13 protein-coding genes and 1 pseudogene are annotated in these 15,250 nt (G+C 72.2%); 6 read left to right on the top strand and 8 right to left on the bottom strand.

Annotated features, from left to right (window positions below; translation table 11 throughout):
- Nucleotides 1-28: 28 nt before the first annotated feature.
- From OG514_RS26150 to OG514_RS26135, 4 genes are read right to left on the bottom strand one after another with little or no spacing between them, the layout of a single operon-like run.
- Complete coding sequence (locus OG514_RS26150; protein ID WP_266898871.1) at nucleotides 29-808, bottom strand: CDP-alcohol phosphatidyltransferase family protein; 780 nt, start codon at nucleotides 806-808, stop codon at nucleotides 29-31.
- On the bottom strand, nucleotides 786-1,847 hold the full coding sequence (locus OG514_RS26145) for an iron-containing alcohol dehydrogenase family protein (protein ID WP_266898869.1): 1,062 nt from the start codon (nucleotides 1,845-1,847) through the stop codon (nucleotides 786-788). The genes OG514_RS26150 and OG514_RS26145 overlap by 23 nt, the downstream gene beginning before the upstream one ends.
- Nucleotides 1,835-2,572, bottom strand: a complete 738-nt coding sequence (locus tag OG514_RS26140; RefSeq protein WP_266898867.1) for a phosphocholine cytidylyltransferase family protein — start codon at nucleotides 2,570-2,572, stop codon at nucleotides 1,835-1,837. The genes OG514_RS26145 and OG514_RS26140 overlap by 13 nt, the downstream gene beginning before the upstream one ends.
- On the bottom strand, nucleotides 2,569-4,353 hold the full coding sequence (locus OG514_RS26135; RefSeq protein WP_266900966.1) for a DUF5941 domain-containing protein: 1,785 nt from the start codon (nucleotides 4,351-4,353) through the stop codon (nucleotides 2,569-2,571). The genes OG514_RS26140 and OG514_RS26135 overlap by 4 nt, the downstream gene beginning before the upstream one ends.
- A gap of 414 nt (nucleotides 4,354-4,767) precedes the next feature.
- Here OG514_RS26135 and OG514_RS26130 point away from each other — a divergent pair, with 414 nt between their 5' ends.
- From OG514_RS26130 to idi, 3 genes are all read left to right on the top strand, one after another.
- A complete protein-coding gene (locus OG514_RS26130; protein ID WP_266898865.1) occupies nucleotides 4,768-5,709 on the top strand; it encodes a cation diffusion facilitator family transporter in 942 nt (313 codons plus the stop codon).
- A gap of 195 nt (nucleotides 5,710-5,904) precedes the next feature.
- Nucleotides 5,905-7,167: a bifunctional class I SAM-dependent methyltransferase/N-acetyltransferase gene (locus OG514_RS26125; protein WP_266898863.1), complete on the top strand. Its 1,263-nt coding sequence runs from the start codon at nucleotides 5,905-5,907 to the stop codon at nucleotides 7,165-7,167.
- 153 nt (nucleotides 7,168-7,320) lie between these two features.
- Entirely contained in the window at nucleotides 7,321-7,941 is a 621-nt protein-coding gene (idi, locus tag OG514_RS26120) for an isopentenyl-diphosphate Delta-isomerase (RefSeq protein WP_266898861.1), read from the top strand.
- Here idi and OG514_RS26115 read toward each other — a convergent pair.
- Both OG514_RS26115 and OG514_RS26110 read right to left on the bottom strand, forming a co-directional pair.
- On the bottom strand, nucleotides 7,907-8,428 hold the full coding sequence (locus OG514_RS26115) for an ATP-binding protein (RefSeq protein ID WP_266900965.1): 522 nt from the start codon (nucleotides 8,426-8,428) through the stop codon (nucleotides 7,907-7,909). The two genes, idi and OG514_RS26115, sit on opposite strands and share 35 nt — an antisense overlap.
- 196 nt (nucleotides 8,429-8,624) lie before the next feature.
- Nucleotides 8,625-8,864: pseudogene (locus OG514_RS26110) on the bottom strand (HdeD family acid-resistance protein); the annotation flags it as partial.
- A 165-nt stretch (nucleotides 8,865-9,029) separates the two neighbouring features.
- Between OG514_RS26110 and OG514_RS26105 the strand changes: the two are divergent.
- Complete coding sequence (locus OG514_RS26105) at nucleotides 9,030-9,773, top strand: enoyl-CoA hydratase/isomerase family protein (protein ID WP_266898859.1); 744 nt, start codon at nucleotides 9,030-9,032, stop codon at nucleotides 9,771-9,773.
- A gap of 69 nt (nucleotides 9,774-9,842) precedes the next feature.
- Here the strand turns inward: OG514_RS26105 and OG514_RS26100 are convergent, their stop codons facing one another.
- Both OG514_RS26100 and OG514_RS26095 read right to left on the bottom strand, forming a co-directional pair.
- Complete coding sequence (locus tag OG514_RS26100) at nucleotides 9,843-10,487, bottom strand: DJ-1/PfpI family protein (RefSeq protein WP_266898857.1); 645 nt, start codon at nucleotides 10,485-10,487, stop codon at nucleotides 9,843-9,845.
- 11 nt (nucleotides 10,488-10,498) lie between these two features.
- Nucleotides 10,499-11,470, bottom strand: coding sequence for a GlxA family transcriptional regulator (locus tag OG514_RS26095; protein ID WP_266898855.1), 972 nt, complete (start codon nucleotides 11,468-11,470; stop codon nucleotides 10,499-10,501).
- Between the two features lie 134 nt (nucleotides 11,471-11,604).
- On the opposite strand from OG514_RS26095, the gene OG514_RS26090 reads away from it, so the two are divergent.
- Both OG514_RS26090 and OG514_RS26085 read left to right on the top strand, forming a co-directional pair.
- Nucleotides 11,605-12,474: a hypothetical protein gene (locus OG514_RS26090; protein ID WP_266898853.1), complete on the top strand. Its 870-nt coding sequence runs from the start codon at nucleotides 11,605-11,607 to the stop codon at nucleotides 12,472-12,474.
- Nucleotides 12,475-12,621: 147 nt separating this feature from the next.
- Nucleotides 12,622-15,060 carry a Tex family protein gene (locus tag OG514_RS26085; protein WP_266898851.1) on the top strand — a complete coding sequence of 813 codons (2,439 nt, stop codon included), beginning with the start codon at nucleotides 12,622-12,624 and terminating at the stop codon, nucleotides 15,058-15,060.
- The last annotated feature ends 190 nt before the right edge of the window (nucleotides 15,061-15,250 follow it).

Here is a 15,250-nt window from a genome sequence, read left to right as displayed (position 1 = left end):
ACCTTGAGCGGCGTACTGACGGCCGGCCTCACTTCAGCCTGCTGGAGACCATGATCGACACCAGGTGCAGCACGGTCTGGAGCAGCGCGATGCCGGCGAGGACCGCGACACCGAGACGGGTGAAGAACAGATCGCCCCTGACCTGGTCCGCGATCGCCAGGACGACGATCAGCAGCGAGGCCTCGATGCCGAGGACGAGCCGGTGGAACTTCAGCGCCCCGGCCGCCCTGCGGGCCAGCGCCATGCCCGAGGAGCGCGGCTCGGAGGCCGACTCCTTGACCGGCGGCAGACCGCCCTGGTGCCGGGCGACACCGACGAGGTCGGTCTCGGCCTTGATCAGGATGGCGCCGAGGGCGGCGAGGGTGCCGAGGAAGGCCCACAGCCAGTCGATCTGGCCGGAGCCCCACAGGTCGGCCGCGCGCAGGCCGAAGCCGACGAGCACGGCCGCGTCGCACAGGTAGGCGCCGACCCGGTCCAGATACACACCCGCCAGGGAGAACTGCTTCTTCCAGCGGGCCACCTCGCCGTCGACGCAGTCGAGCAGCAGGTAGAGCTGGACCATGAGCGCGCCGAGCAGCGCCCCGGGGATCCCGGGCACCAGCAGGGCCGGTGCCGCGAGGACGCCCGCGAGCGTCATCACATAGGTGAGCTGGTTCGGCGTGATCTTCGTGCCGACGAGCCGCCGGGTGATCCTGAGCGAGATCTCCCGCATGTACAGGCGGCCGCCCCAGTGCTCCCCGCTGCGCCGGTCCTTCACACCCGGGGGGTGAACGACCGGGCGGAGCTCAGCTACCGATGGCTTTGGCATAGTCGGCGTACGCGTCCCTGATCTGGTCGTCGGACAGGTCGAGGTGTTCGAGGATGGTGAAGCGGCCCGGCCGGGTCTGCGGGGCGAAGGACACCGCCTGGACGAACTCGTCCACGCTGAAGCCCATCTCCTCCGGCGTGACGGGAAGTCCGTGCCGGCGGAGCGTCTCGACCATCTGGCCGGACCCGTCGTGGGCGCCGCGAAGGTGCATGGCGAAGGCCGCTCCGAGACCGCACTGCTCGCCGTGGCTGGCGGCGCGGGTCGGGAAGAGCAGGTCGAAGGCGTGGCTGATCTCGTGGCAGGCGCCCGAGGAGGGGCGGCTGTCCCCGCTGATCGACATCGCGATGCCGGACATCACGAGGCCCTCGGAGAGGGTGACGAGGAAGTCGTCGTCGCCGACGCCGCCGGGGTGGCGGAGCACGGCCTCTCCGGCGCTGCGGGCCATGGCGGCCGCGAGGCCGTCGACGGGCTCGCCGGTCACCTGGTGGGAGAGCTCCCAGTCGGCGATGGCGGAGAGGTTGGAGATCGCGTCACCGATGCCGGACCGCACGAAGCGGACCGGCGCGTCCCTGATCACGTCCAGGTCGATGACCAGGGCGATCGGGGTGGGCACACCGTACGAACCCCGGCCGTTGTCGTTGTCCAGGGTCGAGATCGGGGAGCAGATCCCGTCGTGCGAGAGATTGGTGGCGATGGCCACCAGCGGCAGCCCGACCCGGGCCGCCGCGTACTTCGTCACGTCGATGATCTTGCCGCCGCCGAGGGCGACCACGGCGTCGTACCGCTTGCCGCGCATGGCGTCGGCGAGCTTCACGGCCTCGTCGATGGTGCCGCCGGAGACCGGGTACCAGTCGGCGCCGGGCAGCTCGGGCGCGAAGTGGTCACGCAGCTTCAGGCCCGAGCCGCTGCTGATCGCGACGGCGATCTTGCCGTTGCTGGAGATCCGCTGGTCCGCGAGGAGCGCGGACAGGTCGTCCAGCGCTCCCCGGCGGATGTCGACGACGACCGGCGAGGGAATCAGTCGGGTCAGTACTGGCACGCGATCTCACGGCCCTTCGCGAGGTCGTCGTGGTTGTCGATCTCGACCCACTTGACGTCACCGATGGGCTCGACGTCGACGGTGAAGCCACGGTTGACGAGCTCCTGGTAGCCGTCCTCGTAGTACAGGTCGGGGTCGCGCTCGAAGGTGGCCTTGAGGGCGTCGGCGAGCTCCTCGGCGGCCTCGGCCTCGATGAGGGTGACACCGATGTACTCGCCGGTGGCGGTGGCCGGGTCCATCAGCTTGGTGATGCGCTGGACGCCCTTGCCCTCGGCGGTGATGACCTTCATCTCCTCGTCGGCGAGGTTCTTCACCGTGTCGAGGGCGAGGATGATCTTCTTGCCGTCGCCGCGGGCGGCGAGCAGGGTCTTCTCGACGGAGACCGGGTGGACGGTGTCGCCGTTGGCGAGGATCACACCGCGCTTGAGGACCTCGCGGGCGCACCACAGGGAGTAGGCGTTGTTCCACTCCTCGGCCTTGTCGTTGTCGACGAGGGTGATCCGGAGGCCGTACTTCGCCTCCAGGGCCTCCTTGCGGTCGTAGACGGCCTCCTTGCGGTAGCCGACGACGATCGCGACCTCGGTGAGGCCGATCTCGGCGAAGTTCTTCAGCGTTCCGTCGAGGATCGTGGTCTCGCCGTCGACGGGCACGAGGGCCTTCGGAAGGGTGTCGGTGTAGGGGCGCAGACGCCGTCCGGCACCGGCTGCGAGTACGAGGCCGATCATGCTGTTTCTCCTTCGTCGTGAACTGCGGGTGCTCCGGAGGAGACCCAGAAGCGAACGGACTCCACGAGCACCACGAGTGCGACGGCCACCGCGAGAGCGGTCAGGGCCAAGGTGAAGTCGTCGCCGCGGTCCGCCAGCAGGGCGGCGAGGACGGTCACCAGGAGCGTGCGCCCCTCGTGTCCGCCGGTGACGCGCACCAGCCAGGCGGGCGGCGCGCCGGTGCCTCCGCGAATGCGGTACACCGTGTCGTAGTGATGGTAGGCGACGGCCGCGACCAGCCCGAACGCCGCCGGGAGGGCCTGCGGGGAGTCGGAGCGGGCGGCCAGCACGAGGACGGTGGTGTACTCGGCGGCGCGGAAGAGCGGCGGCAGCAGCCAGTCGAGGGGGCCCTTGAGGGGGCGGGCGACGGCCGCGCCGGAGAACACCACGTAGAGGACGGCCGCGACGATCGTCTGCTGGGACCCGAAGGGGCGGCCGAGGACCGCCGCGAGCAGCGCGCCCGTGGCGATCACCGCGAGGACCAGCGGGGGAAGCATGAGGATTCCGGTGCGGCCGAGGATCCGGCCCGCGATCCCGGCGAGCGGGCCGGAGTCCGCGAGGTCCGCCAGGGCCTGCGCGGCCCGGTCGGTGCGCTTCGCCTTGCGGGTCAGGGAGCGCAGGACGCGCCCGGCCGTGGTGTAGCAGGCGCCGAAGGCGCAGCCGATGATCAGCGCCCAGAAGACGATCCGGGGGTTGGTGACGGCGGTGAGCACGGCGATCATCGCCCAGCGCTCGCCGATCGGCAGGATGATCATGCGGCGGGCCCAGACGGTCCAGCCGAGGCTGTCGAGCCGGTCGGAGAGGGCCGCGGTGGGGCTCGTGTTGGCGGTGGCGTCGTGGTTGGCCTCGTTGAACGAGAAGTCCACGACGTGCCGGCAGGTCATGAGGATCATCGCGCCGAGCGCCAGGGCCCAGACGTCGTCGCCGTTGCGGGCGGCGCCGAGGGCGAGGCCCGCGTAGAAGGCGTACTCCTTGGCGCGGTCGAAGGTGGCGTCGAGCCAGGCGCCCATCGTCGAGTACTTCAGCGCGTACCGGGCGAGCTGCCCGTCGGTGCAGTCCAGGACGAAGGAGACCAGGAGCAGGACGCCGGCGGCGATGTAGCCGCCGCGCTCGCCGGTGGCCGCGCAGCCGGCCGCGATCAGGGCGGTGAGCAGCGAGGCGGTGGTGACCTGGTTGGGGGTCAGTCCGCGGCGCGCGCACCAGCGGGCGATGTAGCGCGAGTACGGGCTGATGAAGAAGGTGGTGAAGAAGCCGTCGTGGGCCTTCACGGCGGAGCGGAGGCGTACGGCCTCGTCGTCGACGGCGTCCACGGCGGCGCGGGCCTCGTGGCGGGCCTCGGCGTCGGTGGGCACGGTGGCGACGAGCGTGCCGAGCTGGGGCCGGTGCACGGCGACGCCGTCGGCGTCGAGGGCGTCGGCGAGCGCGCCGGTGAGGTCGTCGGTGCCGGAGGCGCCGGTCAGGGCGCGGGCGAGCGCGGGGCGGGCCCCGTTCTGCACGGTGAGCGCGCCGGGTGCGGCGGCCGCGGGGAACCGGGGGTCGGTGAGGGCGAGGCGCAGCGCGTGCACATGGCCGACGAACCGGGGGTCGACGAGTGCGACGCGCTCGCCCGCCGGGACGGCGGCCAGCAGGGCGCCGGTCTCATCGGCGCCGGAGGCTGCCTTGACGTCGAAGCCGAGCGACCGCAGATCTCCGTCGAGCGAGGATCCGGGTGCCGGCGGGCCGGTGAGGATGGCGGTCGACAGACGAACTCACTCCTTGGAGCTGACGGAGGGGCCGGCGGGACCCTGGCGGCCCCGGGCGCGGCGGTGCGGCCCGGCACGGGGCGGCGACACGTCGGCTGAGGCTATCGGATGAAACAGAGCATGAGTTCACCGAGGCTTCGCGGGCCGGACTCCCCCGGGCCCACCCGTGTCCTCACGGGTGGGCCCGATCCGGTGGAGATCACCATGGGCGACCGGTGGCCCGCCTCACGAACGACGGTCGGATCCGGTCGCGAGGGCTCCGGGCGGCGCCTTCCCGCCACGGCCGGTCCTGAATGCATCGCCGCAGGTCAGAGCATATGACAACGGTGTTCAGTACCGTGTTGCACATACCCCCCACCCGTAGTTCACTTGCGACTTGGGGCACTTGCGAACAGACGATCTGGAGGCCATGTCATGGGGGCTGGACACGACCACGGGCACAGTCACGGCGGACCGGCGCCGACGGGGACGGCCGGGGCCGCGTACAAGAACCGGTTGCGCATCGCGCTCGGCATCACGCTCTCCGTGATGGTGATCGAAATCATCGGCGGCGTGCTCTCCGACTCGCTCGCGCTGATCGCCGACGCGGCGCACATGGCGACCGACGCGGTGGGCCTCGCGATGGCGCTGCTCGCGATCCACTTCGCCAACCGGCCCCCCTCGGGGAACCGCACCTTCGGGTTCGCCCGGGCCGAGATCCTGGCGGCGCTCGCCAACTGTCTGCTGCTCCTCGTCGTCGGCGGCTACGTGCTGTACGAGGCGATCCAGCGGTTCTTCGAGCCGGCCGAGACCAAGGGCGGTCTGGTGATCGCGGTCGCGGCGATCGGCCTGGTCGCCAACGTGATCTCGCTGTCGCTGCTCATGCGGGGCCAGAAGGACAGCCTCAATGTGCGCGGCGCGTATCTGGAGGTGCTCGCGGACGCCCTGGGCTCGGTCACCGTGATCGTCGCGGCCGGCATCATCCTGGTGACGGGCTGGCAGTACGCGGACCCGATCGCCTCGATCCTGATCGGTCTGATGATCGTCCCCCGTACGGTCAAGCTGCTGCGCGAGACGCTGGACGTCCTTCTGGAGGCGGCCCCCAAGGGCGTCGACATGATGGAGGTACGGGCCCACATCCTGGCCCTGCCGGGCGTCGAGGACGTCCACGACCTGCATGCCTGGACGATCACCTCGGGGATGCCGGTGCTCTCGGCGCACGTGGTCGTGGACCAGGGCGCGCTGGACTCGGTCGGGCACGAGAAGATGCTCCACTCCCTCCAGGGATGCCTGGGCTCGCACTTCGACGTGGAGCACTGCACCTTCCAGCTGGAGCCGGTCGGGCACGCGGAGCACGAGGCGAAGCTCTGTCTGTGAGAACCGCCCCCTGCTAGTCTTTTCGTACGAACGCGTGGAGAGAGGAGCTGAGGTTGATGACCGTCGCGATGGAGGCTGCCCCCAGCGGCAGCACCCGGTCCTTCCTCAGCTTCCGGGTCTCCGGCTGACCTGATCCCGGTTCCCACCGGTCCGTCACGTCGTCGGCCGGGGCCCTCTCACAAAGGGTTTCCCACGTTGTCCGACAACGCTCTGCACGACTCCTTCTTCGCCCTGCACCACGGTCTTCCGCGGCAGGGTCCCGGCTCCGACGCCACCACGCGTCGACTCCTCGCGCTCTCCGGGAAGCTGCCCGAGCGTCCGCGCGTGCTCGACCTGGGCTGCGGCCCCGGCCGTTCCGCGCTGCTCCTGGCCGCCGAGGCGGGCGCCGAGGTGACCGCCGTCGACACCCACGAGCCGTTCCTCGCGGAGCTGCGGCGGTCCGCCGCCGCCCGCGGGCTCGACGGCTCGATCCGCACCCTCCGCGCCGACATGGGCGCACTGCCGTTCCCCGACGGCTCCTTCGACCTGGTCTGGGCCGAGAGCTCGGTCTTCGTCCTCGGCTTCGACCGGGCGCTCGCCGAGTGGCGCAGGCTGCTCGCACCGGGAGGCACCCTGGTGCTGACCGAGTGCGTCTGGACCACCCAGGAGCCGGGCCCGGTGGCCCGTGCCTTCTGGGAGGAGCACTACGCGCTCCGCACCGTCGCCGGGAACGCGGCGGCGGCGGTCGGGGCCGGCTACCACGTCCTGGGGACCGTCCCGCAGCCCGAGAGCGACTGGGACGAGTACTACGGTCCGCTCGCCGCGCACGCCGACGCGGCGGACACCACCGTGCCCGGCATGGCCGAGGCGGTGGCGGGGGCCCGCGCCGAGATCACGCTGCGGCGCGAGCACGGCTCCGACTACGGGTACGCGGGATTCGTCCTGCGGCCCGCCGATCAGCGCTGGCGCACCCGCCCGGAGACCGCCGAGGACGCCTCGGCGATCTGGCAGGTCGTGGCCACCGCCTTCGGGTCGGAGGCCGACGCCTCGGAGACGGAGGCCGATCTGGTCGACGCGCTCCGGCGGGACCCCGACGCCTGGCTCCCGGGCCTGTCGTACGTGGCCGAGGCCCCGGACGGCTCGATCGCGGCGCACGCCCTGATCACCCGCTGCCGGGTCGGTGACGCCCCCGCGGCGGCACTCGCCCCGGTCTCGGTGGCGCCCGCGTACCAGCGGACGGGGGCCGGGCAGGCCGTCGTCCGGGCGGTGCTCGACGCGGCACGGTTGCGGGGCGAGCCGCTCCTGCTCGTCCTGGGCCATCCGGAGTACTACCCGAGGTTCGGGTTCGTACGTGCGTCTGAGTATGGAATCAAGCCAGGTTTCGAGGCCCCTGACGAGGCGATGATGGCGCTCGTCCTGGACGACTCCGTCCCCGTTCCGCCGGGCACGCTCGTCTATCCGGCGGCTTTCGGGGTCTAGTCGCCCCGAAACCGCCCCTCCGCTCCCGCCGCGCCGGTTGTACTCCGGTGCGGTGGGAGCGGCCACGTCCGGCCTCCGAAGTACGGACAAGCCGCTTTTGTACGGCAGACTGAGGTGGCCCCACCGGGGCGAGGACCGAAGCGAAGGATGGGTATGCCGACCACACCAGCCACCGCGGCTCAGATCTCGCCGGAGATCATGTCGAACGGTGTCCAGCCGTCCGGAGCCCCGGCGCCGATCATGCTCGAACTGGTCGACGAGGACGGGACGACCATCGGTACGGCGGAGAAGCTCGCCGCCCACCAGGCGCCCGGCCTGCTGCACCGCGCCTTCTCCGTCTTCCTCTTCGACGAGTCGGGCCGACTGCTGCTCCAGCGCCGCGCGCTCGGCAAGTACCACTCCCCCGGCGTCTGGTCGAACACCTGCTGCGGCCACCCCTACCCGGGCGAGGCGCCGTTCGCCGCCGCCGCCCGGCGGACCTTCGAGGAGCTCGGCGTCTCGCCCACGCTGCTCGCGGAGGCGGGCACCGTCCGCTACAACCACCCGGACCCGGCCTCCGGCCTGGTGGAGCAGGAGTTCAACCACCTGTTCGTCGGCCTGGTGCAGGCCGAGCCCCGGCCGGACCCGGAGGAGATCGAGGACACCGTCTTCGTCACCGCCGCCGAGCTGGCCGAGCGCCATGCCGCCGCGCCCTTCTCCGCCTGGTTCATGACGGTGCTCGACGCGGCGCGGCCGGCCGTCAGGGAACTGACGGGTCCGTCCGGGGGCTGGTGACGACCGGCTGGTGAATGGCGGCTCCCGGCCCCGGTGCCATCGGGGCCAGGGGCAGCGCCGCCCAGATGATCTTGCCGCCGCTCGCGGTGTGCTCGACGTCGCACGCGCCGCCGGCCTCCTGCGCGATCTCGCGGACCAGGAGCAGCCCGCGGCCGCCGGTCTGCCCGTAGTCCGCCTCCAGGGCCTTGGGGCGGTACGGGTGGTTGTCCTCGACGGACACCCGGATCCACTCGGGGCCGATGGCCACCTCCACCGCTATCTCCGGGGACAGCAGCGCCGCGTGCCGCACGGCGTTGGTCACCAGCTCGGAGACGATCAGCAGCAGGCCGTCCATGATCTCCTCATGGAGGGGGACGCCCTGGCGGACCAGCAGGTCGCGTACGGCGTGCCGGGCCTGCGGGACGGAGACGTCGACCGCGGCAGCGGTGAAGCGCCAGACTCCTTCGTAGGACGGTTGCCGGGCGGGGCCACCCCCGTGGTTCTCCACGGTACGGTTCCCACCCTCGTGCTCGATTCTCGCCACGGATCGAGTCTTGGCAATGCGCGCGGGTGGACCGGCCTACTGACCAGAAGTCGACACTTATCGGCTGCTTTGCGATCGGGTGAGTATGCCGATGTCAGTTGTTCGACTGATCGGGTGCGCTTTCTGACGACTCCGGGGGCGGGCCGGCCACCGGTGCCGGCGTCACCATACTGACGATCCGTCGCCCGCCCACTCCGATCGCGATCAGCCCGAGGCCGTCGAAGAGCAGCGCGAGCGAGAAGAAGACCCCGAGAACGTACCGGCTGCTGTCCGGCCAGTCGAACAGGACGAGCAGACCGAGCAACAGGCCGAAGGCCCCCTGGAGGAGCGTCCAGCCGAACTGTGGCCCCCGCACCACCACGCTGCCGACCAGCCGGAAGAGACCGCCGGTCAGGAACAGGCCAGCCAGCTGAAGCTCCGGTTGAGCCGCTTCCCCTCGCGCACCATGTCCCGGACCGGATCCGGCTCCCCGTGCGTCTCGCGGGCGTCCTCGGCCATGCCGTGCCTCCTCGGCGCAGACCCCTTCCTGGTCGTACGTTCGGGTACGGCGGATAGCATCCGGCCCATGGATCCGCAGCTGAAGGACAGCGTCACGGACGGGATCGCCACCGTCGTCATCGCCAACCCCGCCAAGCGCAACGCGATGAGCGCCGGCATGTGGCGCGCGCTGCCGGACGTACTGGACCGGCTCGCCGCCGACCCCGCCGTCCGGGTCCTTGTCCTGACGGGCGAGGGCGACACCTTCTGCGCCGGGGCCGACATCTCGGCGCTCCGGGAGCCCGGGGACGAGCAGCAGACGCTGGCGGTACGGGCCGAGGAGGCGCTCGCCGCCTTCCCCCGGCCGACCCTGGCGGCCGTCCGGGGCTTCTGCGTCGGGGGCGGCAGTCAGCTCGCCGCCGCCTGCGATCTGCGGTTCGCCGAGGAGGGCGCCCGCTTCGGGATCACCCCGTCGAAGCTCGGCATCGTCTACCCGTCCTCCTCGACCCGGCGGCTCGCCGCCCTGGTGGGCCCTTCGACCGCCAAGTACCTGCTGTTCTCCGGTGAGTTGATCGACGCCGAGCGAGCTCTGCGGACCGGTTTCGTGGACGAGCTGCACCCGGTGGGCGAGCTGGACAAGCGGGTCGGCGAGTTCGCCCGGGTCCTCGCCTCGCGCTCGCTGCTGACCCAGTCGGCGGCCAAGGAGTTCGCCGACGGGCGGCTGGACCGGGACGCCCACTGGGCGGAGCAGGCACGCGGCAGCGGCGACACCGCGGAGGGTGTCGCCGCCTTCCTGGAGCGCCGGGCGCCCCGCTTCACGTACGGGAGCTGAGGTCCGGATCCGCGTCGGGAGCCGAGGTCCGGAGTCGTGTACGGGAGCCGAGGTCCGGACGGCCGTCGCTCAGCTCCCCTGGGGGAGGTCCTCCGCCTTCACGCCCCGCCACCGCGCGACGATCTCGGCCGGGGCCTTCTCCGGCGAACCCGCGTCGTACGGCGGCTGAGGGTCGTACTCGGTGAGGAGCTGGATGGTCTGGGCCGTCTCGTCCCCGGCGATCCGGCCGATCAGGTGCAGCGCCATGTCGATGCCGGAGGAGACGCCGGCGGCGGTGACGTACTTGCCGTCGAAGACGACCCGCTCGCCGGTGGGCTCGACGCCCAGCGCCCTGAGCTCCTCGAAGGCGAGCCAGTGGGTGGTGGCCCGGCGGCCGTCGAGGACGCCGGCGGCGGCCAGGAGCAGGGAGCCGGTGCAGACGGAGGTCGTCCAGGTGCTGGTCTCGTCGGCGGTACGGAGCCAGGCCTGGATCTCCGGGTCGTCCATGGCCGCGCGGGAGTCGGGGCCGCCGGGGACGAGCACGATGTCGGGTCGCGGGACCTCGGCGAGGGTCTTATCGGCGACGAGGGCGAGGCTGCCCTGGTCGTTGCGGACAGGGCCGGTCTCCTTCGCCACGAAGACGGTCTCGGCCCCGGGGATGCGGGCGAGGAGCTCGTACGGGCCGACGGCGTCGAGCGTGGTGAAGCCCTGGTAGAGCAGGACGGCGATCTGCATGCTGCTGCCTTTCAGTTGACGGGTGAATGGAAGCGACGGCGGTAGTCGGCGGGCGGGGTGCCGAGGGCCTTGGTGAAGGCGCGGCGCATCGCCTCGGGGGTGCCGTAGCCCGAGGCACGGGCGACCTCCTCGACCCCGCGGGAGGTCTCCTCCAGGAGACGGCGGGCGTGTTCGAGGCGTACCCGGTCGACGTAGCGGCCGGGGGTGGCGCCCGTCTCGGCCTGGAAGGCACGGGCGAAGTGGCGGGGCGAGAGCCGGGCGCGGGCGGCGAGCGCCTCGACCGAGAGGTCGCCGTCGGGATGCTCGGTGATCCACTGCTGAAGGTCGCGCAGCGGCTCCCGGCGGGCGGTCTGGGCGGCGAGCTGGACGCTGAACTGGGCCTGGTTGCCGGGGCGGCGCAGAAAGACGACCAGGTGACGGGCGACGGTGAGGGCGACGTCCCGGCCGAGGTCCTCCTCGACCAGGGCGAGGGCCAGGTCGATGCCGGCCGTGACCCCGGCGGAGGTGGAGAGCCGTCCGTCCCGTACGAAGATCGGGTCCGGGTCCACCTCGACTTCCGGATAACAGCGGGCCAGATGGTCGCAGGCCACCCAGTGGGTGGTCGCCCGGTGTCCGTCGAGGAGCCCCGCCTCGGCGAGGAGCAGTGCCCCGGTGCAGACGGAGACCAGACGCCCGGCGCCCGGGGCGTGGGTGCGGAGCCAGTCGATCAGGGCCGGCTCGGGTTCCCGGGTGCCCTCGCCGCCGGGGACGACGAGGGTGTGCGGGGCGCCGTCGGCGACCGCCTCGTCGAGGGTGGTGTCGGGGAGCAGACGCAGTCCGCTGTGGGTGCGGACGGGTCCGCCGTCCAGGGAGGCGGTGCGGATCGTGTAGGTGTCCGGGTCGCCGGCGGCGCGGCCGGCACCGGCGAACACCTCGTAGGGGCCGGTGACGTCGAGGCTCTGCACGCCGTCGAAGAGGACGACGAGAACGGGTCGCTGCGTCATGCCTCCATCCTGGGAGGAGCCCGGGACGGCCGCAATGACGCCGATCCCACCTTTTCTGCCATGGGTCCGCTTACCCGCGCACGAGGAGGCTCCGGCTGTTCCCGTCGTACCGACCAGTCGGTAACGTTCGGGTCATGACGACGACTGCTCTGCCGCCGCGCGCGGGACGCCGCTGCCACAACGCCCTCAACCCGATGCACTCCACGCTGTACTTCTCGCCCGACCTGGACCGCGAGTTCGGCGCCCTCGGGTTCACCGACCAGTCCGCGATGCGGCTCGCCGCGCGCAGCGCCGCCCTCGGCGCGGCCGGCGCGGGCACGGTCGCCGCGACCTTCTACAACTACAACCACGAGCTGCTCGCCCGGCACCTCCCGGCCGTCTGGGAGACCTCCTCCCCCGCCGACGTCCTGGACGCCCGGCTGCGCACCGTCGACGCGACCCTGCGCCGGCTGCTCGGCGAGGAGACCGTCGCCTCGCCGGAGATGGCGGAGGCTGCGGGGCTCGCCCTGCGCGCCACCGAGGCCTGCACCCGGCACGCCCGGCCGCTGTACTCGGCCAACGCGGACCTGCCGGTGCCCGAGGAGCCCCACCTCGCCTACTGGCACGCCGCCACCCTGCTGCGCGAGCACCGGGGCGACGGGCACCTCGCGGCCCTGCTCTCCGCCGGGCTCGACCCGGTCGAGGCCCTCGTCTCCCACACCGCCACCGGCAAGGGCATGGCCCCGCGCTGGGCACTCGGCTCCCGGGGCTGGCGGCGCGCCGACTGGGACGCCGCGGCGGAGCGGCTGCGCGGTCGCGGGCTGCTCGACGCCGAGGGCGAGCTGACCGAGGCGGGTACGGCCCTGCGTGCCGAGCTGGAAGAGCACACCGACCGGCTCGACGCGGCCCCGTACGAGCACCTCGGCGCGGCCGGGGTCGAGCGGCTCACCGAGCTGGGGCGCGGCTTCCTGGTCACGGCGGCCGTCGCGGGCGCCTTCCCGGCGGACCTCGTCGGCAAGTACTGAGCCGGGGCGCGGGGACGTACGCCGCGCCCGTCCGGGGGTCGGCGCGCCCCGGGACGCGCGCGGGACGGGTCGGTTACCGCGTACGGGTGACCGACCCGGCACAATGCACTCGCAAGCTTGAGGCACGAGAAGGCGAGTCGGGACACCGTGACGACGTCCATCGAAGCAAGGATCGCCGAGGAACTCGGCGTACGCGAGCGACAGGTGAAGGCAGCCGTCGAGCTGCTCGACGGCGGTTCGACCGTGCCGTTCATCGCGCGCTACCGCAAGGAAGCGACGGAGATGCTCGACGACGCGCAGCTCCGCACCCTGGAGGAGCGGCTGCGCTATCTGCGCGAGCTGGAGGACCGCCGGTCGGCGATCCTCGACTCGGTACGCGAGCAGGGCAAGCTGACGGAGGAGCTGGAGGCCCGGATCCGGGCCGCCGACACCAAGGCGCGCCTGGAGGACATCTACCTGCCCTTCAAGCCGAAGCGCCGGACGAAGGCCCAGATCGCCCGTGAGGCCGGTCTGGAACCGCTGGCGGAGGGGCTGCTCGCCGATCCGTCGGTGGAGCCGGCGGCCGCCGCCGCGGCCTTCGTGGACGCGGACAAGGGCGTCGCGGACGCCCCCGCGGCCCTGGAGGGGGCGCGGGCGATCCTCGCCGAGAAGTTCTCCGAGGACGCCGACCTGATCGGCGAGCTGCGCGAGCGCATGTGGGGCCGCGGCCGGCTGGTGGCGAAGGTGCGGGACGGTCAGGGCGACGGCACGGAGGGGCCGGGGTCGAAGTTCGCCGACTACTTCGACTTCACCGAGCCCTTCACGGCGCTGCCCTCGCACCGGGTGCTCGCCATGCTGCGCGGCGAGAAGGAGGACGTGCTCAGCCTGGACCTGGAGCCGGAGGAGCCCTCCGAGATCGCCGGCCCTTCCTCGTACGAGGGGATCGTCGCGGGTCGCTTCGGGATCGCCGACCGGGGGCGCCCCGGTGACAAGTGGCTTCAGGACACGGTCCGCTGGGCCTGGCGGACCCGCATCCTCGTCCACCTCGGGATCGACCTTCGGCTGCGGCTGCGGACGGCCGCCGAGGACGAGGCGGTCCGCGTCTTCGCGGCGAACCTGCGCGATCTGCTGCTCGCCGCGCCGGCCGGTACCCGGGCGACGCTCGGCCTCGACCCCGGCTTCCGTACGGGTGTGAAGGTCGCCGTGGTCGACGCGACCGGCAAGGTCGTGGCCACCGACACGATCTACCCGCACGTCCCCGCCAACAAGTGGGACCAGGCGCTGGACAGGCTGGCGCGTCTGGCGAAGGAGCACGCGGTCGAGCTGGTCGCGATCGGCAACGGCACGGCCTCCCGTGAGACCGACAAACTGGCGGCCGAACTCCTGGCCAAGCACCCCGAGTTGAAGCTGACCAAGGTGATGGTCTCGGAGGCGGGCGCCTCGGTCTACTCGGCTTCCGCCTTCGCCTCGCAGGAACTCCCGGGCCTCGACGTGTCGTTGCGCGGCGCGGTCTCCATCGCCCGGCGGCTCCAGGACCCGCTCGCGGAGCTGGTGAAGATCGACCCGAAGTCCATCGGCGTCGGCCAGTACCAGCACGACCTGGCCGAGGTGAAGCTCTCGCGCTCGCTCGACGCGGTCGTCGAGGACTGCGTGAACGGTGTCGGCGTCGACGTCAACACCGCCTCCACGCCGCTGCTTTCGCGGGTCTCGGGCATCAGCTCCGGCCTCGCGGAGAACATCGTCGCGCACCGGGACGCCAACGGCCCCTTCCGCTCCCGCCGGGCGCTCAAGGACGTGGCCCGCCTCGGCCCGAAGGCGTACGAGCAGTGCGCGGGCTTCCTGCGCATCCGGGGCGGCGACGACCCGCTCGACTCCTCGTCGGTGCACCCGGAGGCGTACCCGGTGGTGCGCCGGATGGTGAAGGCGACGGGCGGCGAGGTCGGGGCGCTCATCGGCGACACGGGGGCGCTGCGCTCGCTGCGGGCGGACGACTTCGTCGACGAGACCTTCGGTCTGCCGACGGTGACGGACATCCTGCGCGAGCTGGAGAAGCCGGGCCGTGACCCGCGTCCGGCGTTCCGGACGGCCACCTTCAAGGAGGGCGTCGAGAAGATCGGCGACCTGGCGTCCGGCATGGTCCTGGAGGGGGTCGTCACCAACGTGGCCGCCTTCGGGGCGTTCGTGGACATCGGTGTGCACCAGGACGGTCTGGTGCACGTCTCGGCACTGTCGAAGAGCTTCGTCAAGGACCCGCGCGACGTGGTGAAGCCCGGCGACGTGGTCAAGGTGAAGGTCCTCGACGTGGACATCCCGCGCAAGCGGATCTCGCTGACACTGCGGCTCGACGACGAGCCGGGCCAGAGCGGCCAGGGCGGGGCGCCCAAGCGTGAGCGCGGCGAGCGGGGGGACCGGGGCGGCGAGCGCTCCGGCCGGCCGCCGCAGCAGCGGCAGGGCGGCGGCCGCGGGGCCGAGGGCGGGAACCGGAACGACCGCGGGGAGCGGGGTGGCCGAGATCGTTCGGCGGCGCCCGCGCCCGGCAACAGTGCCATGGCGGACGCGCTGCGCAAGGCCGGCCTGCTGGGCGAGGGAGACCGCAAGCGCCGATAGAACGCGCAGGTCGGAGACATATTCCGACCGGTTCGCCGGAGCCGCCCCCGCGACCCTTCCAAGGGGCCACGGGGGCGGTTTCGCGCCCTTCGACCACGGCCCCGAGGTGGCCGGAATTAATTCATTGACGCGCGCAGAACAGGCGACCATGATCAGCTTCGGCCTCCACGGGGGGGCGCAACTATCTTCC

The organism is Streptomyces sp. NBC_00572, assembly GCF_026341815.1.
Classification (GTDB): Bacteria; Actinomycetota; Actinomycetes; order Streptomycetales; family Streptomycetaceae; genus Streptomyces.
Note: the sequence above shows the minus strand (reverse complement) of the source record. Positions and strands in the feature narration are given on the sequence as shown.